Raw genomic sequence first — 23,737 nt, forward strand, 5'->3', positions numbered from 1 at the left:
CCTCGCCTCCCCCGCCGCCACCGTGCGCGCCGAGGAGGCGCGCCGCCGCCTGGCCGGGCTGACCGGACGCGAACGCGAGGTGCTGGCCCTGCTCGGCGAAGGACTGTCCAACGCGGACGCCGGTGCCCGCCTGCACATGAGCGAGGCGACGGTGAAGACCTACGTCAGCCGCGTCCTGACCAAGCTCGACTGCGACAACCGGGTCCAAGCGGCGCTCCTGGCCCGCGACGCGGGCCTGGAGCCGAGCGCAGAGTGAACCTCAGCGCCCCGGCAAGCACACGGGACTTCGGCCGTTGATCGTGTTGACGCCGAACAGGACCGACGACGCCTACCGGCACCGTTTCAGTGCGGCCCACGAACTGGGCCATCTTGTTCCGCACGGTGACACCGGCCCGGATGCCATTGCCCAGGAGCGTGAAGCCGACACCCTGGCCGCGGAGTTCCTCACCCCCACGAGTCGATCCTGTCCGAGCAGACTGGCGGCCCACCTGGCGGCCGCGGTCCGGGCCCAGCGCGCGGACCGGACCGCCCTCACGGACCTGGACGCCGCGTCCCGCCGCAACGGGCTGAGAGGGGCGGGACGGGTGAGACGTTGCGTGCTTCGAACAGCGCATCACCCGCGCGCTCAAGGCCCTCGTTGAGGCGTGCAAGCCCGTGACGCTCGGTGCCTTGCTGTGCGAGCTGGAGGGACTGCCGACGTTCGGGCGGCAGTCGCGCGGTTGACGACCGCGGCGCGTCGGTCAACGACCGCGGCGTGGACGAGGTGCTGCGGCAGCACACCTGGGGCGCCGGTGGCCATCTAACGAGCTCGTGCACGGTAGGCGTCGCGACCGAGCCGGAATCATCTCCGTCCGGCGATGCCGGTGGCCGCCAAGTCGCGCCGTGAGCAGAGCCCCAGCTTGGCGAACACGTTGGACAGGTGATGCCCGACAGTGCGGTCGCTGATCCGCAGACGGGCCCCGATCTCCCGGTTGGTCAGATCGCCGGCGGCAAGCTGGGCCACCCGGCGTTCCTGTGCCGTCAGCGTTGCCATGCCCGTGCCGGCGGCAGTGGCACGGCGTGCGGGCGCCGTGATCAGACGCTGCTCACGCCGGGCCCGCTCGAGCATCGGGCGCGCTCCCAGTGCGTGGAACGTCTCGGCAGCGGCGTCGAGCTGCTGGCGGGCGTCCCGGCGCCGCCGCTGTCGCCGCAACCACTCGCCGTAGAGCAGCCGGGCCCGTGCGTGGTCGAACGGGCGCCGGGACGCACCGGGCACGTCCAGCGCCGCCCGGTAGGACCGTTCGGCGGCGGGTTCGTCCAGCAGTGCGCGTGCCAGGTGCGCTGTGAATCTCGCCCAGTGCGCGCCGGTGCGCCGTACCCAGGCGTCGAGCGCCTCGGCGCGGCGCCGGCCGATCTCCGGCCGCCGCGCGTGCACGGCGGCCTCGATCGTGTCCAGGCTTGCCAGCAGAGCGACGATCGGATGTGCTGCCTCGTGCCCGTGCTCGTCCAAGCGGGCGAGCAGGTCGAGTGCAGCATCGGCGCGACCGGCCGCCAGAGCGGCCATTCCACGGTTCCAGTGGGCCGAGGCGCTGACCGCACGGTCGCGGCGCGGCCCGGCCAACTGCAGGGTCCGAACGGTCAGATGGTCGACGCTGCGGCCGTCACCGCGGGCGGCGGCGAGCCACCCGAGGCAGTTCCGGCACTCCGCAGCGATGTGCTCGGCACCGATACGCTCGGCCGACGCGAGCCCCTCGGCCGCGGCGTCCTCCGCAGCGCCCCACCGGCCCGCGGCGATGTCGAGTCGCGCGATCCGAGCCAGCGCCGCAGCAAGCGAGGTGCCATCGGCGTGACGGCGGTGCCTGCGGACAAGGGCGTGCACGGCATCGGCGAGTGGCTCGTCGAGGCCCCACACCAGTCCGAGCGGCGATGCCGGGAGCAACTGCGACTCCACCCGGGAGATCTGCGCCATGACGTCACCGAGTTCTGCCGACGACGCTGCCCGTGCCGGGTCCGTCGCCGGCCCCCACCACGTCCGGACGATCGGGAGGACGTCGGGCAGCCCAGGGGTCGTCAGCCCCGCGAGACGAGTGAGGGTCTCGCCGACGAGGTCGTCGCGGGCCGCGGACCATCCCGCGTGCAGGGCAGCGACGCCGAGCTCCACTCTCATGCGCGGATCATCGAACGCGGCGATGTCGCGACTGATCGATCGGTGGGCTCGTTCCAGAGACCCCTCGGCGAGTTCGAGTACCCCGCGCAGGCCGCGGCTGGCGCGGGTGGCCAGGACCTCGTCGGTCAGGCTCCGGGCATCGGCCAGCAACCGACGCGCCGTCGTGGCGTCGCCGCCGTGCCAGGCGGCCACGGCCGCGCCGGCGAGCCTGCGGGTCGCAGCGGCCGGGTCGGCGGACAGCTCGGCGGCCCGCCGCAGGACCGGTACCGCGCCGGCGCCCGAAGGCACCGTCTGCTCTAGCAGCCCGGCGATCTCCTCGTCGACGTCGTGAACGGTCGCGGCCCGGTGCCAGACATGCCCGCGACTGCCCGGGGGAAGCGCGGCGGCCAGGGTCCGGTGGGCGTTCCTGCGCTCGGACGGGGAGGCGCTCGCGTAGACAGCGGCCCGGACCACCGGGTGCCGTAGCGCAGGCCGGTCGGGCGTCCCTGCGAGCAGCCCCGACCAGGTCGTCTCCTCCCAGACCGGCTCCTCGGGGGCGCGGGAACGTGCTGACCGTGCGAGCGTGAGCTGATCACCGTCGGCACGAGCCGCGGCCATGAGCACGACGAACTCGCGTGCCGGGGTCGGCATGGTGTGCAGGCGCTCGGCGAAGGCCTTACGCAGCCGGGGCCCCACGGGCACCGTGCCGGCGGCAAGATCGTCGATTGGTACTGGCAGCTCGTGCAGTGCCAGCGGGTTGCCCCCACCTGCCTTCACCGCGCGGGCGACCTGGGGGCCGTCGAGGCCGGGGTGGGCGGCGGCGACCAGTTGGGCGGCGTGGTCGTCGGCGAGAGGACTCACCGCGAGCGGATCGACCCCCTCCCACGATCCGCCGGCGGGCGCGTCGTGGTCGGCGACCAGGACCACCACCGGATCGGTCCCCACCCGCCGGGCGACGAATCCGAGCACGAACTCGGTCTCCGCGTCGAGCCGGTGTGCGTCGTCCACGACGATCAGGAGCGGGCGGTCGACTGCCAGCGCCGACAACAGGGACAGGACCGCCACGGCGGTGAGCGACCGGCCCGCTGCGGTGGCCTCGCCCGCGAGCACGCCTCGCAACGCTGCCGCCTGGGACGCCGGAAGAGTCGCGATCAGGTGCTCGACCGGCCGGAGCAGCGTGTCCAGTCCGGCGAAGGGGGTCCCGGACTCGCACCGTGCGGGCTGTACCGCCAGCAGGGCGAAATCGGGAGACGCCGCGGTGACGTGGTCGAGAAGTGCGGTCTTGCCGATGCCCGGCTCACCCCAAAGCACCAGGGCGCCACCGGTGCCACGGCGGGCTCGGTCGAGCACCTCGGTCACGGCAGCGATCTCTGCCTGTCGTCCGACGAGCGGAGCCGGAGCACCGGTTGCCCTCATAGCGTCCTCTCAGCCGTGACCATCTTCCGGCCCCGGACGTCCGTGCCGTACCGTCCGAGGTCGGCGGGATCGTCCGACGCCCCGACGAGGACGCCGACCCCGTGCACGAGCACGATGCCGGTGAGCTCCGCTCGGATCCTGATGAGCGCACCTTCGGGCCCCTGCCGTGGCAGTGCCAACCCGCCGAGCCGGGTCCCGTTCGGTGGTGCCGACCTGCCCGTGAATGGTGTGCGCATGCTCAGCGGCCTGCCGCAGGTGCTTCCGGGCCCGCAGACCACGGGCCCGAGTACCTCGACCGATGGCCCCGCCGCCGCGGGTGGGGTCGGGTCCCGTTCGTCGATCGCCGATGACGAGCTTGCGCATCGAGCACGCCGAGCCGCTGCCACGGCACGGGCAGCGTATGGACGGGGCACTCGCCGCGGGCGCACGCCGAGGTCGGCGCCGCGGGGCGAGGCGCCGGGGGGCGAGGCGCCGGGGGCCGTGGTCATGGCGACTCCTCCGAACTGGGGCGGACGCCCTGGGGAGTGGGTCTCCCAGGAAGGCGAGCAGGGCGGCGTCGACCTCGTCGGCGTGAGTCCACAGCAGCCCGTGCGGGGCACCGTCGATCTCCTCTGCCGGGCGTGACACAGACCCGGGGAGTCTGAAACCCGGCCGGGATGCGAGCGGAGCAGGAGTTCCCCGCGGCGCAGGACGTCGACGTCGGACTGCGCGGGCTTGCAGAGGTCGCGCTCGACCTCGCGGACCGTCCGGGTGGCGGCGGCGCTCAGGCCGGCGGTCGCGATGCGCAGACGGGGGAGCATCACGCGCACGGTCCGGCTCCTGGTGAGCAGTCCGACCGCGAGCGCGTGGCGGGCGGCGTCGTCGGCGGGGGCGAGGAACTGGTCGAACGCGCTGGCCGCCGGGCTCGGTGGGAGGGCGTGCAGCGTGTCGACGAAGTCGGTGACCACCGCGAGGTCCAGCACCCTGGTCACCGAGGTCGGCGCGGCGCTTGATCCGCAGGACGCGGACGAGGTGGGCGAGGCCGTACTGCTTGTCCGTCGGCGCGCCGCGGCGGCCCCTCCAGCATGCCGACGCCGTGGTAGCGCCGCCCCGCACCCACAGTGGTGCCGGCGAGATCGGCGAGTACGGCGATTTGGCGGGGTCTCCAGGCCACGGCTGTTCCCTTCAGGTGTCGTCGACCGACGTGTCGTCGGCCCACATGTCTTCGGCGCGGTCAGGGGTGCGTGAGCCGGCGCCGGCCATCGGCCTCCGCCAGCCCGCCCCACCGCCGTGCAGTTCCCGGTGGGCCAGGGCGTGGACGGCGACCCGCTCGCGCTGCTGCCGTAGCGGGAGGACTCCTCGTCGGCGGGGCAGAACACCTCGGTGCTGATCACGGTGGCCGCTCCCTTCCCGGTCGCTCTGCTGTCGGCTCTCAGAGTCGCGGGGAAGGCGCCTGGTCCGCGTCGGTGGAAATCCCTTATCCCGGCACCGGCTCCGGCGCGGGGGGACCGGCATCTTGACGACCCGGTGCTGCCCGCGCGCTTCGCGTCGGTGACAATTACCGGACAGACGCCGTGTCGGCGCCAGGGGAGGACCAGGCGATGCTCGTGGGACGGCGCGCCGAGCAGGCGGCGCTCGAGCAACTGCTGGCTCGGGCGCAGGGCGGCGACAGCGGGGTGTTGGTGGTGCGCGGGGAAGCCGGCATCGGCAAGTCCGCTCTCTTGCAGCACATGCGGGAGACCGCCGTGGCGAGGGGATTCGGGGTTCACGACGCGGCCGGGGTGGAGGCCGAGGCAGAGTTCGCGTTCGCGGGCCTGCACCAGTTGTGCGCCCCGTTCCTGGCGCGGGCGGTCGAGCTGCCCGAGCCGCAGCAGGCCGCGCTCGGGGTGGCGTTCGGGCTACGCGAGGGTGCTGCGCCGGACCGGTTCCTGGTGGGGTTGGCGGTGTTGAGCCTGTTGGCCGAGGACGGGCCGTTGCTGTGTGTGGTCGATGATGCGCAGTGGCTCGATCAGGCATCTGCGCAGGTTCTGGCTTTCGTGGCCCGGCGGGTGGGGGCCGAGCGGGTGGTGATGGTGTTTGCGCTGCGCGATCCCGGTGTGACCGACGTCGAGGCGTTCAGCGGGTTGCCGGAACTGCGCCTGGCGGGGCTGGGGGCCTCCGATGCCCAGACGCTGCTGGCCACCGCGGTCCGCGCACCGCTGGACGATGTGGTGCGCGACCGGATCGTAGCCGAGGCGCGCGGCAATCCGCTGGCGTTGTTGGAGCTACCGCGGAGTGCTCCGGCGGTGCAGTTCGCGGGCGGGTTCGAGCTGCCGGACGTGGTGAGCGTTCCGCGCCGGATCGAGGACGGATTTCGGCACCGCGCGAACAGTCTGCCTGCCGACACGCGGATGCTGCTGGTGGTTGCCGCGGCCGAGCCGACCGGGGATGCGGCGTTGCTGTGGCGCGCGGCCGCGGAGCTGGGGATCGCCCGCGAGGCGGCTGCGCCCGCGGAGGCCGCCGGGCTGCTGGAGTTCGACTTCCGTGTGCGGTTCCGGCACCCGCTGGTGCGCTCGGCGGTCTACCGGGCGGCCACACCGACCGACCGGCGCCGGGCGCACGGCGCGCTGGCCGCCGTCACCGACCAGCAGGTCGATCCGGACCGGCGTGCCTGGCACCGCGCGCAGGCGGTGGTGGGCACTGATGAGGACGCCGCCGCGGAGCTGGAGCGTTCGGCCGGACGGGCCCGCGCCCGCGGCGGGTTGGCCGCGGCGGCGGCGTTCCTGAAGCGTGCGGCCGAGCTGACCCCCAGGCCGGCTGCCCGGGCGGAACGGGCCCTGGAAGCCGCGCACGCCAAGCACGAGGCCGGTGCGTCCGAAGCCCTGGAGCTGCTGACGGTCGCCGCGGCCGGGCCGTTGGACGCCGTGGCGCAGGCCCGCCTGGAGCTGCTGCGTGCGCGGATCGCGTTCCACGGGGCAAGGGGCGGCGAGGGGCCGCGGATGCTGCTGGACGCCGCCAAGAGCCTCGCCCCGCTGGACCCGGCGCTGTCCCGGGAGACCTACCTCGACGCGCTCGATGCGGCGATCGTTACTGGCGACCGCGGACCCGGCGGCGGCGTGCGTGCGGTGGCCGACGCAGCCCGGGCCGCGCCCGCACCACCGGAGTCGCCGAGGCCGGTGGATCTGTTGCTCGACGGGCTGGTGACGACGTTCACGCAGGGCTACGCGGCAGGAGTGCCTGGGCTGCGGCGGGCGTTGGACGCCTTCAATCGTCACGAGCGGGACGATCGCGCCGTGCACGACGGCGACGACCGCCGCTGGCTGTGGCTGGCCGGCCGGACCGCGATGTCGGTCTTCGACGACCAGATGGTGCACGCGCTGGCCGCTCGTCATGTCCGGCTGGTCAGGGAAGCCGGCGCGCTGGCCACGCTCCCGGCAGCACTGCTCGTCCAGTCCGTCATGCTGGTGCTCTCTGGTGACTTCTCCCGGGCCGCCGAGCAGACCGCGATCGCGGCCGCGACCAGAACCGTGCCCGTGCTCCACGGCCAGCTCATCCTGGCTGCCTGGCGCGGCCGCTCGGACGAGACCACCGAGGTCCACGCGACCATGGTCCGGGAAGCGGCTGGACGTGGGGGCCGAACTGAGGACTTCCTGGCGCAGTACGCCATGGCGGTGCTGCACAACGGTCTGGGCGACTACCCGGCGGCTCTGGTCGCTGCGACGCGGGCTTTCGAGTCCGACGAGCTGACCCACAGCAACCTGGCCCACTCCGAGCTCATTGAAGCGGCGTGCCGGAGCGGCCGGCCTGAGCGTGCGACCGCTGCGCTGGACCAGCTCAACTCACGGGCGCTGGCCAGCGGCACCCCGTGGGGGCTCGGTCTGGCAGCGCGCTCATGGGCATTGGTCAGCACCGGCCCGGCCGCCGAGGAGTACTACCGCGAGGCGATCGAGCAGCTACGAAACTGCCGAGTGGCCACCCAGCTCGCCCGGACTCATCTCGTCTACGGCGAGTGGCTACGCCGCGAGGGCCGCCGCCAAGACGCCCGCCAGCAGCTCCGCACCGCCCACCAGATGCTGTCGGACATGGGTGCGGAAGCGTTCGCCGCACGCGCCGCCCGCGAGCTGCGCGCCACCGGCGAGCACCCACGCAGTCGGTCCGCCCAGCCCTCGGACGCGCTCACCGCACAGGAGTTGACGATCGCCCGGCTGGTGGCTACCGGGGCGACCTCCCGGGAGGTCGGCGCACAGCTGTTCTTGAGCCCGCGCACCATTGAGGCCCACCTCCGCAGCATCTTCCGCAAGCTGAGCATCACCTCCCGGCGACAGCTCCGGGACCTGCGGCTTCCCTGACGGGCCGGCAGCGTGCGTGCCCTGTCGCAGCGGTACGGCTCACCAGTTCTGGCAGGCGGAATCCGCGTGACCGTTCGCTGGAGCGGACCTGGTTTCCGGACCACGTCGCGTGCCCGCCTTCTCTTGAGCGAGCCCTGCCGACGGCCCCGAGAGAAGAAGCTCGTAGTGCGACGCCTGTGCCGATGCCACTCACGCCCACCGGTCCCTTTCGTGACGCCTGCTGCTGGGAGGTGCGGCCGGCGTGGGCCTGGCGACGCTGCCCGTCGGTGTCGCGTCGGCCGCGAGCCGCTCCCTGTCCACGAGATCGGGCTGGCCGGAACCGGGGCGACGCACGAGAACACTGCTCCCGACTTGAAGCCGTTGGTCGTGATGGAGGACGACCGCGTTCGAGTGAGAGCAGTGCTCGTGCCGCACGGTCCGGCATTCCCCGCCTTCGCTTATCGGTTCGACGCCGAGCACGGTTCGGTGACCTTCTCTGGTGACACGACCTACAGCGACAATCTCGAGCGTCTCGCCGACGGTTCCCGCCTGCTGGTGCACGAAGCCGTCAATGTGCGCGGGATGTCGCCAATCTGGACGGTAGTCCGGTGGACCATTCACAGTGGCGTCGACGGGCTCGTAGCGGTTACGACGGGCAGGTGCACGTAGGTCGTGACCTGGAGATCTACAAGGTGGACCGCACGGGCGTCAGGAAGCGGCCCTGACATCGGAGGCTCACTGCCGAGCCGTGGTCGTGAACGGCAGCAGCAGGCGGGAGGGATGCGCGGCGTCGCGGTAGATCTTGTGGGTGACGGGGCGGCCCACCGGCAGGTGGAAGGCGTCCGGCGGCAGCAGCGCGTTGTGCTCGTCGGCCAACGGCTCGGCGTTGGACAGCTCCACGACCAGCCGGTGCCCCGGCAAGAAGGTCGCCGCGAACGGGTAGACCCGCAGCACGTACTCCTCGATCTTTCCCGGTTCGACCGGCACCGCGCGGGTGTGCGGGTGGTGCGGGTCGCCCTCGGTGGTGCGCTCCTCGTCCAGCTCGCGGTGCGACGCCTTGAGGTAGGCGGTCGTGATGAGCTGCCGCCTGCCGCCGGGGGCCTCGTCCCACATGCGCAGGATGAAGTTGGTGTCGGGCTGGTCGATCTCGGCGAACAGGTGTGCCGCGCCCTGGCCGATCATCTCGGTGGGCTCGGTGAACGGCTCGGTGGACCAGCTCAGGATCTCCACCTTGTCGGTGACGGTCAGCGGCGCCTGGTAGAAGCCGTCGGGCACGGCGTGCTCGGCGCCCATCGCCTCGGGCTCGGAGGACAGCTTGTGCCGGGGGCGCAGGTAGAGCGGGCGGTACTCGACGTCCTTCGGCGGCCACTGGGCGCCGGTCACGTACTGCCGGGAGCCCTCGACGTGCACGGTCACCGCCGGCTCGTCCATGATCCCGTTGTCGACGCCCTTCAGCCAGTACTCGTACCAACGGAACATCTTGTCGTGCTCTTCGATGAAGGGCCGCGACTGCATGGGCGGGTAGGGGCCGATGTCGAGTTTCTTGGGGCCCTTGAGCGCGTGGAAGAGCTCGATGGTGCCGTCCATCGTCCAGCCGCGGCCCTGGTCGATCTGGAGCCAGACCGGGATGTCGATGTCCGGTGCGAGGGTGATCGGGTTGCGCTCCTCGTACCACTCGCCGTCGAGGTCGTTCATCACGATGTCGAACCACGCCTCATGGTTCTTCGGGTAGTTGAGGACATGGACCAGGTTGGGCCAGGCGGCCACGTCCGGGTCCTTCAGGCGTTCGGCGACGCGCTTCTTGATCTCCTCGGGTGAATACGTCTCCAGCATGCGGGACTTGACCCCGTCGGTGAAGGCCCAGCCGGAGTCGCCGCCGCGGCCCTCGCGGGCGGCGCGGGGCATGAACCACATGACGCCGCCGTGGTACGTGGTCTCGTAGAAGTCGTAGTGGCCGCCGCTGACGAAGACGGCCTTGAGGGACGGCGGGCGCTCGGCGGCGGCCAGGACCTGCATCGAGCCGAAGTAGGAGATGCCGATCATGCCGACGTTGCCGTCGCACCAGGGCTGGGCCGCGACCCACTCGATGAAGTCGTAGGCGTCCTGGCCCAACGGCACGCCACCGGCGTTGTAGTTGCCGATGTGCTCGCCCTCGGAGGCGCCGGAGCCCCGCAGGTCGCCGATGACGTGGACGTAGCCCTCCTTGACGACGCGCGCGATGTCGCCGGCCTCGATGCAGCCGTCCCACATGGGGCTGGGCCGGCGCTGCGGCGGGGTGGTCAGCGCGAGGGCCTGAAGCTCCTTGCCGTACGGGCTCAGGGCCACGAGCGCGGGCCGTGGGGTGTCGTCGACGCCGCTGTAGGTGTCGGCCGCGAGGGCGACGCCGTCGCGCATCGGGACACGGAGGTCCTTGCGGACGGCGATGCTCAGTGCGCCCGCGCGGATCGTCTGAGGGTCGGTCATGAGGGGGTGCTCCTGAGTCACGAATTCTGGTTGCGCAGGCGGTAGCCGTGCATCGAGGTGAAGAACGGCGACGGCTCCAGCGCGGGGTCGCCGGTATAGCCGAGTTCCTCGGCGGCGGAGGCGAACGGCGAGTACGGGGAGTCCGTCCGTCGCAGGCCCTCGGCCAGGCATGCGCAGGCGGCCGTGGCGACCCGCGCCTCGGCGTTCAGACTCTGGGTGATGGCCTCCTGGGCCTGCGTCTCGTCGAGTTCGACGCCGTACGGGGTGCCGTCGGCGCGGCGGTAGGGGTGCCCCAGGTAGAGGTGGCGCGGGCGGACCTCGTCGCGCAGGTGCTCCAGGCTCGCGCGGTAGGCCGCGGGGTCCGTGTAGCCGGGGAAGCCGTTGGCGGCGCCGTGGACCTGGACCGCGTCGCCGGTGAAGACGGAGCGCTGCCCGTCGACGACGTACGCGACCGAGCCCGGGGTGTGGCCGGGGATCGCGTGCACCGACACGGTGACGTCACCGCCGAGGGACAGTGTCTCGCCGCCCTTCACCAGCAGGGAGGGCTCCATTTCGCCGGAGATGACGGCGTTCGCGGCGGCCGTCACCTTGGCCTCGCCGTCGGGGCCGGCCAGGTACCGGCCCCGTCCGGCGAGGTACTCCTCGACGTGCGCGCGGCGCGAGCGGAGCATCGGTGCGTCGGCCTCGTGGATCACGACCCGGGCGCGGCGTCCGGTGAGCTCCCACAGGGCGTGCGTCCCGCCGACATGGTCGATGTGACCGTGCGTCAGCAGGATCCACCGCACGTCCTCGATACGGTGTCCGATCGCCTCGAGCGCCGGGGCCATGCCCTCGGCGGGCGAGGAGGCGATCCCGGTGTCGACGATCGCCGGTTCGGGCGCGTCGATGAAGAAGCTGTACAGCCCGAACCGGCCCCAGGGCGAGACCAGGGGGTGGACGGCGACCGGGTCGTGCGTCATGGTGTTCCCTCCCTGCGGGTTCAGCGCCGGCCGAGGAAGGCGGCGGTCTCCTCGAAGACCCGGTGGTATTCCGGGATCCACGAGAAGTGCTGGACGAAGCCGTGGCCCGCGCCCTCGTACCGGCTGACCGTCGCCGGGACGCCGGCGTCGCGCAGCCGGGCGCCGTACAGCTCGCCCTCGTCGCGCATCGGGTCGTGCTCGGCGGTGACGACCAGGGCCGGCGGCAGGCCGGTGAGGTCGGCCCGCTTGATGGGCGACACCAGCGGGTCGGCGGGGTCGGCGCCGCTGTCCAGGTAGAACGCGTTGAACGGCTTCAACCCGGCGGTCTCCAGGCCGTAGCCGACGGCGTTCTCCCGCAGCGACGGGTAGCGGTCGACGTCGAAGTCCAGGTCGAGCGACGGGTAGTAGAGGACCTGGTGGGTGATCCGGTCGAAGCCGTCGTCATGGGCGCGGGCGGCAACGGCCGCGGCGAAGGTGCCGCCGGAGCTGTCGCCGGCGACGGCCAGGGTCGTGCCGTCCCAGCCCACGCCGTTGCCGTCCTGCACGACCCAGCGCACGACGGCGTAGCAGTCGTCGAGACCGGCCGGGAAGTCCGCCTCGGGTGCCAGGCGGTAGCCGACGGAGACGACCTTGAGGCCGGTTTCCTTCGCCAGCGAGCGGGCGACGTGGTCGTGGGTGTTCAGGCTGCCGAGGAAGAACGCGCCGCCGTGGAAGTACACGAGGACACCGTGGCGTTCGGCCTCGACGGGGGTGTAGACGCGGACCGGTACGTCGCCGGCGGGCGTCGTCGCCGTCATGTCCCCGACGGCGTGCAGCGGCAGGCGCTCCTCGGACGGTGCGACGTGCGCCTCGTCGGCGGCGCGCATCGCGACCGGGTCGAGCGGACCCTCGGGCGGGGCCGGCAGGGTGGCGAGGAACTTGGCGATCTCGGGGTGCAGTGTCACGGGGTCACTCCTGTCCTGCGGTGGCGGGCTTCTGGCCGGGGAAGACGTCGTTGATCTCTTCCTCGGTCCAGCCCTGACGCGAGATGCGCTGCAGTTCGTCGGTCACCGGCTTGCGGGTGGCCTGGTAGAGGGCGAGCGCCTCCTTCAGGGAGCCGGCCTGCTTCAGGGCGTCGGCGAGCGCGCCGCCGTCCTCGATGGCCGAGTTGGCGCCCTGGCCCTGGTGGTGGAGCATCGAGTGAGCGGCGTCGCCGACGAGGACGACGGAGTCCGTGTGCCAGGTGTCGACGGGGTCGATGTCGTACACCGCGCGGATGTTCACGGTGTCCATGTCGAGGTCGCGGGTGATGGCCACCAGGCGCTCGTCGAAGCCCTCGACCGTCTTGAGCAGGTCCTCCTTGGTGACCTGCGGCGCCCAGGTGCCGTCCGGGTTGAGGGCGGTGATGTCGAAGGACACCTGGCCACGGTGGCGCAGCGGCAGCAGGTAGACCTTGGTGCCGCGGCCGATGTACATGCGCAGGTTGTCGTCGACGACCATGCCGTGGGCGGCGTCAGTGGAGATCACCGTGCGGTAGGCGTGCTCGCCGGAGAACACCGGGGGCTTCTGGCTGAACATCTGGTGGCGGACGACCGACTTGATGCCGTCGGCGCCGACGACCAGGTCGGCCTCGGCCTCGGTGCCGTCAGCAAAGGTGAGGACGGCGCCCGCCCCCTTGTCCTCGACACTCTCCAGCTTGTGGCCGAGGTGCACCATGCCCTCGGGGAGCACGCCCATGAGGGCGTCGATGAAGTCACCGCGATGGATGAGGTGGGTGTGGACCTGCTCGCCGTCGGCGGGCCACGCCTCCTTCATGATCGGGTCACCGGTGGCAGTGAGGATTTCGAAGTAGTCGCTGGGCGAGGTGACGTCGGCGATCGCATCGAAGATCCCCCACTCGCGGAAGCGGTTCATGGTGGAGGGGCGCAGGCCGATGCCGGCGCCGACCTCGCGGACCCGGCTGGCCTGCTCGTAGACGTCCACGCGGGCACCCAGGAGGCTGAGCGCCTTGGCGGCGGCCGCGCCGCCGTACCCCGCGCCGACGACGGCGATCTTGAGGTTCTTGAGGTCCGGGAGCTGCATCGTTGGTTCTCTCTACTTCTGGAGGGTCAGGAAGGCGGCGGGGTTGTCGACGAAGATCGTCTTGATCGCCGTGTCGTCGAGGCCGGCGGAGCGCAGGTCCGGGATGAGGTCCTCGAAGATGTAGTTGACGGTGTGCCCCTTGACGCCGGGCCAGCCGAGCGGGGAACAGTTGGCGTCGGCGGAGGCGAGGACCTGGTGGATCCGGCGGCCGCCGTCGATGAAGCGCAGGAAGTGGTCGAGGCGTTCCTTGCGGGGGCGGGCCCAGAACGGCGGGTCGGGCAGCTCGGTCTCGTAGCCGAAGGTGTCGAAGCCGATGCGGCCGCCCTGCTCGGCGATCCACACGTCGCGGGTCTTGTCGGCGTTGACGCCGTCGTCGACGTGCCCGAACAGGACGCGGCCCAGGGGCAGTCCCTCGTCGTGGAAGATCGCGACGGCGTTCTCGGCGTCGATCGCGAGGTGCGTGAGGATGGGGGCGCCCGTGGCGAGGGCGGCGCGGGCGGCGGCCCGGTAGATCCGCTTGTCCAGGTCGGTCATCCGGCCGCCCCGGCTCACGCCGACCTTGATGACGCCGGCGCGGCCGCCGGTGTCGCCGATGCCGACGGTGATCTCGTGGACGAACTGCCGCACCAGGTAGTCGACATCGGCGTTCGCGAAGTGCGGCAGGGCGGTGTCGCCGCCGACGAAGCCGGTGCAGGCGACGATGTGCACGCCGGTCTTCGCGGACAGGGACCTGTAGTAGTCGACGTCACGGCCGTTGCAGATGCCGGTGGCGTCGACGAACGTGCCGCCGCCCAGCTCGTGGAACCGTCGCAGCTTGGGGACGGTCTCCTCGTACCGCTGCTCGGGCGTCTTCCACCACTTGGTGTCCAGTTCGGAGCCGGGCATGCCGTACCCGATGTGCTCGTGGACCGCGACGATGCCCAGTTCCTCGGCCGGGACGGGACCCAGGACCGTGTTCACTCTCGACACAACACTCACCTTTGAGAAAGAGACTTGATGGCCGTATCCGCGGGGCGCTCAGCGCACCGACAGCAGGTCCCGCGGGTTGTCCACGACAATCCGCCGTACGTCGTCCTCGCCGAGGCCCTTGTCCTTGAGGAGCGGGACGAAGTCGCTCAGGACGTGGCTGTACGGCAGGTCGTTGCCCGGGTGGCCCTTGGCGACTCCGGTGGCGCCGGCCGACAGCAGGACCCGGCCGGTCAGGCCGGCCTCGGCCAGCTCCAGGACGAGGGCGATGCGTTCGGCGTCCGTCACATGGCCCTCGTCCTGCGTGCCGACGTGGTCGATCGCGACGTACGCACCGCGGCGGGCGACCTCCAGGGGTGCGCCGGCGGCGACGGCGTCCTTGCGGTCCAGTCCGCCGACGACGACCCGGTCGGCGGGCAGCTTCTCGTCCAGGACCACTTCGAGGTCGTGCAGGGCATCCTTGCCGTAGCGGATGGAGACGGGGACGCCAGTGGCGAGCGCGGTCCGGGCCGCACCCCGGAACAGGCTCTCGTCGGTCGCGGTCATGCCGGTGCGGGTGGCGGCGGTGGCGACCAGGCCGGCGGCGCCGCGCCGCTCGACGCGCGGGACGACCATGCCCTCGGTGACCTCCCTGGTGAACAGGTCGGCGAACTTCTCGGCCGGCCACGGCGTCGGCGGGTTGGTCTGCGGGGTGAGGAAGTAGCCGCCGAGCAGCTCCTCCGGGCCCTGGCCCGTCGAGGCGACGATGTGCACGCCGGTGGTGCGGGAGAGGGTCTCGTACAGCCGCACGTCGCGGCCGTGGAACATGCCGGTGCTGTCGACGATCGTGCCGCCGCCGTGCGCCTTGAAGCCGTCCAGCTTGGCGGCGAGGGTCTCGAAGATCTCGGCGCGGTCGAGAGCGATGTCGTAGGCGTGCTCGGCGCCCGGCACCACCGACAGCAGCGCCTCATGGATCAGGACGACGCCCAGTTCGGTGGCAGGCAACGGGCCCAGGACGGTGTTGACGGTGGTGCTCTCGACGCTCATGCGCATGCCTCACATGTCGGTGTGGGGTGCGTCCTCGCACCCTGTGGCTGCCGTCACGCTAGCGATTCGCTTTACGTGACGTCAATGAAACGAACGCCACGAAAAAACAATTCACTACGGGTTGCACGAGCGTCACGGAACCCCTTGTGCGGCTCCGGAAGGGCTGGTCGGCACCCTGCCCGTGGACGGCGAGCCGGGGTACGTCGACGGGGAGCCCGGCGGCGGGCCCGCTCTGATGCGCCGGCCCCACGCCGACGGCACCGCCGACGTCGTCGCCCTGGACTACCGCGTACCGATCCCGCGGCTGCGCCGGATGACCCAGACGGCCGCGCAGGCTGCGCCCCATGAGCGCGGCGGAACGGGGCACACGAACTCGGGCCTGGACCGGCTGGCGTCGGTCAACCTGAATCTCCTGGTGCCCCTTCTCGCGCTTTTGGAGGAGCGGTCGGTGACGAAGGCCGCGGAGCGCGTCGGCCTCTCCCAGCCCGCGATGAGCCACGCCCTGACCCGGATGCGGCGCCTCCTCGGGGACGACCTGGTCGTCCGGCGGGGCAGCGGGGTCACGCTGACGCCGCGCGCGCTGGAACTGGTGGGGCCGCTGCGCAGCGCCCTGCAGCAGACGGCGCGCACCGTGAACTTCCCGGTCTTCGACCCGGCGACGGACGGCCGGATCATCACGGTCGCCATGACGACGAGCACGGCGTTCGTCGTCGGCCCCCGGCTGACCCGGCTCGTCCGGGAGCGCGCCCGGCACGCCACGCTGCGGCTGCGCACGATCACGGTGCCGACCGAGACGACCTTCACCGATCAGGGCGTCGACGTGGTGCTGATCTCGGAGGGGCACTTCTCGCGGTATCCGCGGGAGCGGCTGTACGACGATCGGGTCGTAGTGGTGGCCGCGCCGGACACGCCCGCTCAGGCAGAGGCCCTGGAGCTGCTGACGACCCAGCCGCACGTCGTGGTCGACACCGACCGACGTGTCTTCCCGTACTCGGTGCTGGAGGACAAGGGCATCCCCTACCGGGTCGGACAGCGGAGCTCCGACTTCCTGCTGGTGCCCTTCCTGGTGGCCCGTGCCGGCGGGGACGCGCTGCTGCGGCACCAGGTGGCCGTCGCCATGCGGCGGCTGTCCGACCTGCGGATCGAGGAGTTCCCCTTCCCCCTGCCCGGGCTCGGGACCGACATGGTGTGGAACCCGAGGCTGACCGACCAGCACTTCGTCACGTGGCTGCGGGCGCTGCTCCAGGAGGTCGCGGCGGGCCGCTGAGCGCCGGTCAGTTCAGCAGGCGCACCCAGCCGTCGGCAAGCTCCTCCAGCATCTGGTCGCGGGTCAGCTTCCAGTCGGAGCCGTCCCAGTGCTGGGCCACGTAGTCGAGCTGGGACATGGCGAGCACGCCCCGGAAGTGCCGTTGGTGGGGTGCGAACCGGCCGGCCGCGGTGAGGCCGTCCTCGATGTCGCTGATGGCCTCCTCCAGCCAGCGCTCCACCAGGTCGGGCAGGTCCGGGTCGATCACCGCGGCCTCCCGGCCGATGCGGATGATCGGCCGGATCACCGGCCAGCTCTCGGCGGTCCGGCGCAGCCACGCCATGATCGCCTCCGCCGAACCGTCGGCGACGGTGGCCACCAGGTCCTGGGCGGTGGAGCCGTGCTCGGGCGAGCGGACGCGCTGGAGGGCCTCGTTGAGCTGCTCGTCGATGAGCGCCCGCATCAGCTCGCTGCGGGAGGGGAAGTACGCGTAGAAGGTGACGCGTGTGGTGCCCGCGGCGGTGGCGATGTCGTCCACCGTGGTGGCGCCGTACCCCTTCGCCTTGAAGAGCTCGAGTCCCGACTCCATCAGCAGACGGCGGGTCATCTGCTTCTGGGCCTCACGAAGGTTCGCCATACCGGAGATCCTAACCCTGCCCCGGCACGGCGAACGCTCAGCTTACGCACAGCACGCGCTGACGACGTCGTGTAAAGCTCTCGTCCTGTCAGGCGGTCGGCTCGACGTCCAGGCGCTCCCGCAGTGCGGCCACGGAGATGCCGTACGTCTCCAGCACCCGGACGCCTTCCGGGCCGACGGCGAAGACGCCGTGGTCGGTGTAGACGCGGTGGACGCAGCCGGGCCCGGTGAGCGGGTACGTGCACGCGGGCACCAGCTTGGGCGCGCCGTCCCGGGTGAACAGCTTCATCATCACCAGCACCTGCCGGGCCCCCACGGCGAGGTCCATGGCGCCGCCGACGGCGGGGATCGCGTCGGGGTCGCCGGTGTGCCAGTTGGCCAGGTCGCCGTGCTGCGAGACCTGGAAGGCGCCGAGGACGCACCCGTCCAGGTGGCCGCCGCGCATCATGGCGAAGGAGTCGGCGTGGTGGAAGTACGCCGCCCCGGGCAGCTCGGTGACGGGCACCTTGCCGGCGTTGGTGAGGTCGGGGTCGATCTCGTCGTCGGTCGCGGCCGGGCCCATGCCGAGCATGCCGTTCTCGGTGTGCAGCACGACCCCGGCGTCGGGCGGCAGGTGCTCGGCGATCCGGGTCGGCTGCCCGATGCCGAGGTTGGCGTGGGAGCCGGCCGGGATGTCGCGGGCGATGCGCGCGGCGAGTTGGCCGGTGGTGAGCGGGGCGCGGTCGGCCTGCTCCAGCACGGAGGACGTCATCAGCGGGCCCCTTCCACGGTGAGCCGACGGGCCTCGGCCCGTACGAGTCGGTCGACGAAGATGCCGGGCGTCACCACGGTCTCCGGGTCGATCCCCCCGGCCGGCACGATCTCGGTCACCTGGGCGATCACCGTGGTGGCGGCCGTGGCCATCACCGGCCCGAAGTTCCGGGCGGTCTTGCGGTACACCAGGTTCCCCATGGTGTCCGCGCGGTGGGCGGAGATCAGCGCCACGTCGCCCTTGACGGGGAACTCCAGGACATGCGCGCGTCCGTCGATCTCCCGGGTCTCCTTGCTGAGGCACCGTCGCTCAGCGGGGAGGCGTTGCCCGCGGTAATCGTGCCGTCCGGGCGGAACGACTGCTTCAGGGCCGCCAGCTCCTCCGGCGAGGTGTCCGGGCGGATGCCCTCGTCGCGGGCGAGTCCGTCCACCGGCACGACCAGGCCGTCGTAGAAGCCCTCGTCCCAGGCGGCGGCCGCGAGGCGGTGCGAGCGGGCCGAGAACGCGTCCTGGCGTTCCCGGGAGATGTCGAACCGCTCCTGGAGCAGTTCGTTGCACTCGCCCAGCGGGACCGTCCACTCCTTCGGCATCGCGGGGTTGACCAGCCGCCAGCCGAGGGTGGTGGAGACGGCCGTGACGTCGCGGGCGGGGAAGGCCCGGTCCGGCTTGGGCAGCACCCAAGGGGCACGGGTCATGGACTCCACGCCGCCCGCGACGACGTCGGCGTCGCCCGACTCCAGGGTGCGAGAGGCGATGATCGCCGCGTCGAGGCTGGAGCCGCACAGCCGGTTCACGGTCGTGGCGGGCACGCTCACCGGCAGTCCGGCCAGCAGCGCCGCCATCCGGCCGACGTTGCGGTTGTCCTCGCCGGCGCCGTTGGCATTGCCCCACACCACGTCGCCGACGGCGGCGGGATCCAGGTCCGGGGTCTTGTCGAGCAGGCCGGTCAGCGCGGTCGCGGCGCGAGGTCGTCGGGGCGCACCCCGGCGAGTGCGCCGCCGAACCGGCCGAACGGGGTGCGGGCCGCCGCGTACAGATGAACTTCGCTCATGCCGCGCCCCCCGCGAGGGCCGCCTCACCGACCGGCGCCGAGGACAGCGGGATCGGCGTGAACATCTCCGGCTCCTGGTCCGGTGTCAGGGCGGTCGGGCCGTACAGCCAGTCGGTGAAGGAGTAGTCGTGGGTGTCGCGGGCGCGCAGGAGTGCGTTGCGCTGCTCGCGGGCGAGGCCGTCGAGGTGCCACAGCTCGCCCCAGGCGCGGGAGGTGGTCAGCACACGCCGGCAGTGCTCCGGGCGGACGGCCTCGTAGGCGGCGAGCGCGGCGCTCCAGTCGACCGTGCCGTCCGCGGCGCGGTTGCGGGCGACGTGCTCGCCCAGTACCCAGCCGTCCTCGATGGCCATGATCGCGCCCTGTGCGATGTACTGCAGCGGCGGGTGTGCGGAGTCGCCGAGCAGCGCGATCCGGCCGTGCACCCACTGCATGATCGGGTCGCGGTCGTACATCCGCCACCACTTGTCCCGCCACATGAAGGGCAGGCCGTCGCGGACGAAGTCGCAGGTGTCGGCGAAGGCGGCGTCGAGTTCGTCGGGGGTGCCCCAGTCGTCCCGGCCGGCGAGCGCCTTGGGCGACTCGAAGACGGCGACCTGGTTGAGCAGTTCGCCGCCGCGCAGGCCGTAGTGGACGAAGTGGCACCGGGGGCCGACGTGCACGACGACCTCGCGCAGGTCGACCGACGCCACGCGCGGCTGCTCGGCGGGGACGGTGCCGCGGTAGGCGACGTAGGCGGAGGAGACGGGCTCGTCGTCGACGAGCAGCCCGCGGGCGACGGAGTGCAGGCCGTCGGCGGCGATCACGACACCGGCCTCGTGGTTCTCGCCGGAGGCGAGGGTCACGCGGGCACCGCCGTCGGTGTTCTCGTACGAGGTCACCTGCGCGTCGTTGATCAGTTCGACGCCGGCGCGTTCGCAGGCGCGCAGCAGCAGGCCGTGCAGGTCGCTGCGGTGGATGACCAGGTACGGGTAGCCGTAGCGCTGCTCCAGGTGGCGCAGGTCGAGCCGGGTCAGCTCGTCGCCGTCGACGGCGTCGCGCATGACCATCGCGTCCGGGACGACGCCGAGGCTCTTGGCCTCGTCCAGGAGGCCGTAGTCGTCGAGGATGCGGGTGCAGTTGGGGGCGAGTTGGATGCCGGCGCCGACCTCGCCGAAGGCGGGGGCGCTCTCCAGCAGGCGGACGTCCAGGCCCTGGCGGGTGAGCGAGAAGGCGGCGCCGAGGCCGCCGAGGCCGCCGCCGACGACGATCACATCAGGGTGGGACATGGGATGCACTCCTCTACAGCCAGGGGCCGAGCGCGGGGGCGCCGGCGAGCGAGTGGGGCCGGCCCGCCAGCCAGGCGGCGACCTCCGGAAGCGGGCCGTCGGGCAGCTCGACCAGTCCGCGCTTCGCCCTGATCTCGGCGACGAGCGCGGTCAGGAAGCCCTTCGGCAGGTCGGCGAAGGTGACGACGCCGGTGCCGAGGTCGACGGCGTGGACACACACCTCGCGGGCGCGCATCCACGGCAGTTCGGTGGCGGGGACGGTGCGGCCCTGGGCGGTGACGACCTCGCGCCCCCACTGCTCGTCGGTCAGCCCGTCCAGTCCCGCCGCCAGCTTGTGCGCGGAGGCCGCCAGCCAGGAGCGGAGCTCGTCGACGGAGAGGGCGGGGCCCTTCGCTATGCCGGCGGCGCGCTCCTCGGTGGAGGCGTACATCGGCGTGGGTTCACCGGTGGCCGCCCAGTGCACCAGGTTGCACAGGGCGTCGGCGTTGGCGGCGGCGTGCGCCACCAGGTGCTTGCGCGTCCAGTCCGGCAGCAGGCTGGGCACCGAGAAGGCATCCTCGTCCAGTCCCGCAACGGCGTCGAGCAGTAGCTCAGTGCCGGTACGGGCCCAGGCGCGCGCGTCGTCGAGGGTGCGCGGGGCGCCGGTCATCCCTCGACCACCTTGTTGGTGCAGGTGCCGAGGCCGGTGATCTCGGTGACCACGGTCTGGCCGGGCAGCAGGAAGACCTTGGGGTCGCGGGCGTTGCCGACGCCGGCCGGGGTGCCGGTGGCGATGATGTCGCCGGGGTTCAGGGTGATGGCGGTGGAGATGTACTGGATCAGGAAGACCGGGTCGAACAGCAGGGTGCCGGTGTCGTCCTGCTGCATGACCTCGCCGTCGACGACCGTCTTCACCTCGAGCGCGGGTCGTACGCCGCCGACCTCGTCGGGGGTGACGACGTAGGGGCCGACCGGGGTGGTGGCCTCCCAGATCTTGCCCTGGGTCCACTCGATGGTGCGGAACTGCCAGTCGCGCAGCGAGATGTCGTTCATGACGGTGAAGCCGGCGATGGCCTCGGCGGCCCGCCGCTCGTCGGCGCGCCGGACCTGCTTGCCGATGACGACGGCCAGTTCGACCTCCCAGTCGAGCGCGTCGGTCTCGGCCGGCTTGACGATGTCGTCGTTCGCGCCCAGCAGGGTCTCGGCGAACTTGGGGAAGAGGGTCGGGTGGTTCGGCAGGTCCCGGCCCATCTCCTTGATGTGGTTGGTGTAGTTGTGGCCGACGCAGACGACCTTGGAGGGGTTCGGGACGACCGGCGCGAAGCCGGCGCCCTCGACGGGGTAGGTCGTGCCGGACGCGGCGGCTGCCTTGCCCTGCCAGTCGTCCTCGGCGAACAGTTCGCCCAGGTCGGCGTACCCGAGGTCGACGAGCGTGTCGCCGTCGAGGCGGACCGCCCGGGTGCCGTCGGCGGTGCGGAGGGTGGCGAGCTTCATGTCAGCCGTCCTTCTGGGTGCGGTCGAGCTTGAGCGCCTCGAAGACGGGCGTGTCGGAGAAACGGAAGAGGTCAAGGGCGCCCGAGTCGGAGTCGGACGCCCCGGCCTCGGACTTCGCGGAGAACGGCTCCCAGGACGGGACCACGAACAGGTCGCCGCGGGTGACAGTCCAGGACCTGTCGCCGACGGTCACCGTGCCGGATCCGTCGAAGACCTGGTAGACGGAGGAGCCGGTCTCACGCAGGGGCGCGGTCTCGGCGCCGCGGGCGACGCGGTGGAACTCGGCGCGGATCGTCGGCAGGACGTCGGAGCCGTCGTGCGGGTTGGAGTAGCGCACCGCGGCGTGACCGGGCTCGACGGTGCCGCCGAAGCCCTCCTTCTCCAGCAGGAGCTGGTCGCGCAGTGCGGCGTCGGTGTACTCCCACTTGTACGACAGCAGGGGGCTGCCCGGTGTCGCGGGCGCGGCCGACAGGGGGCGCAGGCCGGGGTGGCCCCACAGCCGCTCTGAGCGGGACCTCTCGGGGGTGGTCCGCTCGGCGTCACTGATCTCGTCGCGGCCGAACTCGAAGAACTGCGCCTCGGTGACGTACTGGAACGGGATGTCCAGGCCGTCGATCCAGGCCATCGGCTCCGAGGTGGCGTTGTGGTGGGCGTGCCAGTTCCAGCCGGCCTGCGGGAGGAAATCGCCGCGGTTCATCGGCACCGGGTCGCCCCCGACGACCGTCCACACGCCCGAGCCCTCGACGACGAAACGGAAGGCGTGCTGGGTGTGGCGGTGCTCGGGGGCGTCCTCACCGGGCATCAGGTACTGGATGGCGGCCCACAGGGTCGGGGTGGCGAAGGGCCGGCCGCCGAGGGAGGGGTTGGCCAGAGCGATGGCCCGGCGTTCGCCGCCGCGGCCGACGGGGACCAGGTCGCCCGCCTCGGACGCCAGCGCGCGCAGCCGCTCCCAGCGCCACAGGTGCGGTACGGCGCGCGAGCGCGGGTGGGCCGGCATCAGGTCGCCGATCTCGGTCCACAACGGGACGAGCAGTTCCTGCTCGAAGCCCCGGTACAGCTCCTCGAGCGCCGGGGTGACCTCGGGCTGCCCCTCGGCGGAGACGGCCTGGAGCCGCACCGGAGAGCCCGTGGCGATGTCTTGGGTAAGCGAGGACTCAGTCACGGAGCCAGCGTGCATGGCGTCTGCTGTTCGAACATGTAGATTCTGGAGAGCAGAATTCGGAGGCAACCATGGACAAGCCGCTCAAGACGCCGCCGCCCTACCTCATCGCCAGCGTGGACCACGCGCTGCGGGCGGCGACCATGCTGCAGATGGAGGGCGGCGCGACGGTGGCACAGCTAGCGGAGCGCCTGGGTGTCGCCCGGTCGACGGCCCACCGCCTCCTGGCGATGCTCGTCTACCGGGACTTCGCCGTGCGGGGCGAGGACCGCATCTACCGCGCCGGGCCGGTGCTGGAGCTGGCCGCCCACTCCCAGTCGCTCGTGTCGCGGCTGCGCACGGCGGCCATTCCCCACCTGCGCCGGGTCGTCGATCTCCTCGACGAGACCGCGAACCTGGTCGTGCGCACCGGGGACACGGTGCGGTTCATTGCCAGCGTCGAGTGCCGGCAGGCCCTTCGGGTCGGCTCCCGGGAAGGGATGGTCTTCCCCGCCCACCGCACCACGGCGGGACTCCTCCTGCTCGCCGACCTGCCCGACGAGGAGCTGGAGAAGGTCTACGCCCCCGAGCGCTACCGCGACCGCCCGGCCGACCGGCCCGACCTCGCTCGGCTGCGGACGGAGCTCAGGCGCGTGCACCGCAGCGGTTTCGCCGTCAACCGGGAGCGGTCCGAACGCGGTCTCGTCGCCGTCGGTGTCCTGGTGCGCGGCCAGGACGGCACCGCGCTGGCCGGCCTCTCCGTCTCGATGCCCAGCACGCGCTACGACCCGCAGCGCCTGCGCTCCCTGGTCGCCACGCTGGAGACCGCGGCCCACTCCCTTGAAGAGGACTTGGCCGACCAGCCGTAGTCCCCG

Annotated in this window: 21 protein-coding genes and 2 pseudogenes; 8 read left to right on the top strand and 15 right to left on the bottom strand. The window is 72.1% G+C overall.

The features are described 5' to 3' along the window. Nucleotides 1–256, top strand: a 256-nt coding sequence (locus IG88_RS0109775; RefSeq protein WP_031037556.1) for a response regulator transcription factor, incomplete at its 5' end; no start/stop codon positions are given. 37 nt (nucleotides 257–293) lie between these two features. Further along, nucleotides 294–641 carry an ImmA/IrrE family metallo-endopeptidase gene (locus IG88_RS44225; protein ID WP_267884654.1) on the top strand — a complete coding sequence of 116 codons (348 nt, stop codon included), beginning with the start codon at nucleotides 294–296 and terminating at the stop codon, nucleotides 639–641. Between the two features lie 200 nt (nucleotides 642–841). Here the strand turns inward: IG88_RS44225 and IG88_RS0109780 are convergent, their stop codons facing one another. Beyond that, nucleotides 842–3,484 (bottom strand): helix-turn-helix transcriptional regulator, encoded by a 2,643-nt coding sequence (locus tag IG88_RS0109780; protein WP_234332107.1) that lies wholly within the window; start codon nucleotides 3,482–3,484, stop codon nucleotides 842–844. 543 nt (nucleotides 3,485–4,027) lie between these two features. On the opposite strand from IG88_RS0109780, the gene IG88_RS43750 reads away from it, so the two are divergent. From IG88_RS43750 to IG88_RS0109795, 4 genes are all read left to right on the top strand, one after another. After that, nucleotides 4,028–4,165, top strand: a complete 138-nt coding sequence (locus tag IG88_RS43750; protein ID WP_199807436.1) for a hypothetical protein — start codon at nucleotides 4,028–4,030, stop codon at nucleotides 4,163–4,165. 32 nt (nucleotides 4,166–4,197) lie between these two features. Continuing rightward, complete coding sequence (locus IG88_RS41075) at nucleotides 4,198–4,533, top strand: hypothetical protein (RefSeq protein WP_078861457.1); 336 nt, start codon at nucleotides 4,198–4,200, stop codon at nucleotides 4,531–4,533. A gap of 588 nt (nucleotides 4,534–5,121) precedes the next feature. Beyond that, nucleotides 5,122–7,848, top strand: a complete 2,727-nt coding sequence (locus tag IG88_RS0109790) for an ATP-binding protein (protein ID WP_031037567.1) — start codon at nucleotides 5,122–5,124, stop codon at nucleotides 7,846–7,848. Nucleotides 7,849–8,247: 399 nt separating this feature from the next. After that, on the top strand, nucleotides 8,248–8,496 hold the full coding sequence (locus IG88_RS0109795; protein WP_031037570.1) for a hypothetical protein: 249 nt from the start codon (nucleotides 8,248–8,250) through the stop codon (nucleotides 8,494–8,496). A 66-nt stretch (nucleotides 8,497–8,562) separates the two neighbouring features. Here IG88_RS0109795 and IG88_RS0109800 read toward each other — a convergent pair whose 3' ends face one another. Genes IG88_RS0109800 through IG88_RS0109825 form a run of 6 tightly spaced genes read right to left on the bottom strand, consistent with a single transcriptional unit; the run spans nucleotide 8,563 to nucleotide 15,302 of the window. Beyond that, nucleotides 8,563–10,290, bottom strand: coding sequence for a CocE/NonD family hydrolase (locus IG88_RS0109800; protein WP_031037574.1), 1,728 nt, complete (start codon nucleotides 10,288–10,290; stop codon nucleotides 8,563–8,565). 17 nt (nucleotides 10,291–10,307) lie between these two features. Further along, nucleotides 10,308–11,249, bottom strand: a complete 942-nt coding sequence (locus IG88_RS0109805; protein WP_031037578.1) for an MBL fold metallo-hydrolase — start codon at nucleotides 11,247–11,249, stop codon at nucleotides 10,308–10,310. Nucleotides 11,250–11,269: 20 nt separating this feature from the next. Continuing rightward, nucleotides 11,270–12,193: an alpha/beta hydrolase gene (locus IG88_RS0109810; protein ID WP_031037583.1), complete on the bottom strand. Its 924-nt coding sequence runs from the start codon at nucleotides 12,191–12,193 to the stop codon at nucleotides 11,270–11,272. A gap of 4 nt (nucleotides 12,194–12,197) precedes the next feature. Then, nucleotides 12,198–13,310 carry an FAD-dependent oxidoreductase gene (locus tag IG88_RS0109815; protein ID WP_031037586.1) on the bottom strand — a complete coding sequence of 371 codons (1,113 nt, stop codon included), beginning with the start codon at nucleotides 13,308–13,310 and terminating at the stop codon, nucleotides 12,198–12,200. A 12-nt stretch (nucleotides 13,311–13,322) separates the two neighbouring features. Further along, nucleotides 13,323–14,279, bottom strand: a complete 957-nt coding sequence (locus IG88_RS0109820; RefSeq protein WP_031037588.1) for an aryldialkylphosphatase — start codon at nucleotides 14,277–14,279, stop codon at nucleotides 13,323–13,325. Nucleotides 14,280–14,327: 48 nt separating this feature from the next. Then, complete coding sequence (locus IG88_RS0109825) at nucleotides 14,328–15,302, bottom strand: aryldialkylphosphatase (protein WP_031037591.1); 975 nt, start codon at nucleotides 15,300–15,302, stop codon at nucleotides 14,328–14,330. A 121-nt stretch (nucleotides 15,303–15,423) separates the two neighbouring features. On the opposite strand from IG88_RS0109825, the gene IG88_RS0109830 reads away from it, so the two are divergent. Next, nucleotides 15,424–16,569 (top strand): LysR family transcriptional regulator, encoded by a 1,146-nt coding sequence (locus IG88_RS0109830; protein ID WP_234332108.1) that lies wholly within the window; start codon nucleotides 15,424–15,426, stop codon nucleotides 16,567–16,569. Nucleotides 16,570–16,576: 7 nt separating this feature from the next. Here IG88_RS0109830 and IG88_RS0109835 read toward each other — a convergent pair whose 3' ends face one another. The 8 genes and pseudogenes from IG88_RS0109835 to IG88_RS0109870 form a co-directional block, all read right to left on the bottom strand. Further along, nucleotides 16,577–17,185 carry a TetR/AcrR family transcriptional regulator gene (locus tag IG88_RS0109835; RefSeq protein WP_031037596.1) on the bottom strand — a complete coding sequence of 203 codons (609 nt, stop codon included), beginning with the start codon at nucleotides 17,183–17,185 and terminating at the stop codon, nucleotides 16,577–16,579. Between the two features lie 88 nt (nucleotides 17,186–17,273). Beyond that, nucleotides 17,274–17,936 carry a 3-oxoacid CoA-transferase subunit B gene (locus tag IG88_RS0109840; RefSeq protein WP_031037599.1) on the bottom strand — a complete coding sequence of 221 codons (663 nt, stop codon included), beginning with the start codon at nucleotides 17,934–17,936 and terminating at the stop codon, nucleotides 17,274–17,276. Next, nucleotides 17,936–18,229 (bottom strand): annotated as a pseudogene (locus tag IG88_RS0109845) (CoA-transferase); the annotation flags it as partial. The gene IG88_RS0109840 and the pseudogene IG88_RS0109845, both read right to left, overlap by 1 nt. Beyond that, a pseudogene (locus tag IG88_RS38570) lies at nucleotides 18,202–18,986 on the bottom strand (thiolase family protein); the annotation flags it as partial. The pseudogenes IG88_RS38570 and IG88_RS0109845, both read right to left, overlap by 28 nt. Then, on the bottom strand, nucleotides 18,983–20,251 hold the full coding sequence (locus IG88_RS0109855) for an FAD-dependent oxidoreductase (RefSeq protein WP_031037604.1): 1,269 nt from the start codon (nucleotides 20,249–20,251) through the stop codon (nucleotides 18,983–18,985). The pseudogene IG88_RS38570 and the gene IG88_RS0109855, both read right to left, overlap by 4 nt. A gap of 13 nt (nucleotides 20,252–20,264) precedes the next feature. Beyond that, nucleotides 20,265–20,900, bottom strand: a complete 636-nt coding sequence (locus tag IG88_RS0109860; RefSeq protein ID WP_031037607.1) for a maleylpyruvate isomerase family mycothiol-dependent enzyme — start codon at nucleotides 20,898–20,900, stop codon at nucleotides 20,265–20,267. Continuing rightward, the gene (locus IG88_RS0109865) at nucleotides 20,897–21,724 is read right to left on the bottom strand and encodes a fumarylacetoacetate hydrolase family protein (RefSeq protein WP_031037610.1); all 828 of its coding nucleotides are present in this window, start codon (nucleotides 21,722–21,724) and stop codon (nucleotides 20,897–20,899) included. The genes IG88_RS0109860 and IG88_RS0109865 overlap by 4 nt, the downstream gene beginning before the upstream one ends. A gap of 1 nt (nucleotide 21,725) precedes the next feature. After that, on the bottom strand, nucleotides 21,726–22,886 hold the full coding sequence (locus tag IG88_RS0109870; protein WP_031037613.1) for a cupin domain-containing protein: 1,161 nt from the start codon (nucleotides 22,884–22,886) through the stop codon (nucleotides 21,726–21,728). A gap of 68 nt (nucleotides 22,887–22,954) precedes the next feature. Here IG88_RS0109870 and IG88_RS0109875 point away from each other — a divergent pair, with 68 nt between their 5' ends. After that, nucleotides 22,955–23,731 (top strand): IclR family transcriptional regulator, encoded by a 777-nt coding sequence (locus tag IG88_RS0109875; protein ID WP_031037615.1) that lies wholly within the window; start codon nucleotides 22,955–22,957, stop codon nucleotides 23,729–23,731. Nucleotides 23,732–23,737: the final 6 nt, after the last annotated feature.

Origin of the sequence: Streptomyces sp. NRRL F-5650 (genome assembly GCF_000721365.1) — a bacterium.
Taxonomy (GTDB): domain Bacteria; phylum Actinomycetota; class Actinomycetes; order Streptomycetales; family Streptomycetaceae; genus Streptomyces; species Streptomyces ardesiacus.

Coding starts and splice junctions, on each gene's coding strand:
- IG88_RS0109805 (WP_031037578.1), bottom strand. CDS start 11,249: ATGACGCACGACCCGGTCGCCGTCCACCCCCTGGTCTCGCCCTGGGGC.
- IG88_RS0109840 (WP_031037599.1), bottom strand. CDS start 17,936: ATGACGTCCTCCGTGCTGGAGCAGGCCGACCGCGCCCCGCTCACCACC.
- IG88_RS0109800 (WP_031037574.1), bottom strand. CDS start 10,290: ATGACCGACCCTCAGACGATCCGCGCGGGCGCACTGAGCATCGCCGTC.
- IG88_RS43750 (WP_199807436.1), top strand. CDS start 4,028: ATGGCGACTCCTCCGAACTGGGGCGGACGCCCTGGGGAGTGGGTCTCC.
- IG88_RS0109835 (WP_031037596.1), bottom strand. CDS start 17,185: ATGGCGAACCTTCGTGAGGCCCAGAAGCAGATGACCCGCCGTCTGCTG.
- IG88_RS0109865 (WP_031037610.1), bottom strand. CDS start 21,724: ATGAAGCTCGCCACCCTCCGCACCGCCGACGGCACCCGGGCGGTCCGC.
- IG88_RS0109855 (WP_031037604.1), bottom strand. CDS start 20,251: ATGTCCCACCCTGATGTGATCGTCGTCGGCGGCGGCCTCGGCGGCCTC.
- IG88_RS0109875 (WP_031037615.1), top strand. CDS start 22,955: ATGGACAAGCCGCTCAAGACGCCGCCGCCCTACCTCATCGCCAGCGTG.
- IG88_RS0109860 (WP_031037607.1), bottom strand. CDS start 20,900: ATGACCGGCGCCCCGCGCACCCTCGACGACGCGCGCGCCTGGGCCCGT.
- IG88_RS0109825 (WP_031037591.1), bottom strand. CDS start 15,302: ATGAGCGTCGAGAGCACCACCGTCAACACCGTCCTGGGCCCGTTGCCT.
- IG88_RS0109815 (WP_031037586.1), bottom strand. CDS start 13,310: ATGCAGCTCCCGGACCTCAAGAACCTCAAGATCGCCGTCGTCGGCGCG.
- IG88_RS0109790 (WP_031037567.1), top strand. CDS start 5,122: ATGCTCGTGGGACGGCGCGCCGAGCAGGCGGCGCTCGAGCAACTGCTG.
- IG88_RS41075 (WP_078861457.1), top strand. CDS start 4,198: ATGCGAGCGGAGCAGGAGTTCCCCGCGGCGCAGGACGTCGACGTCGGA.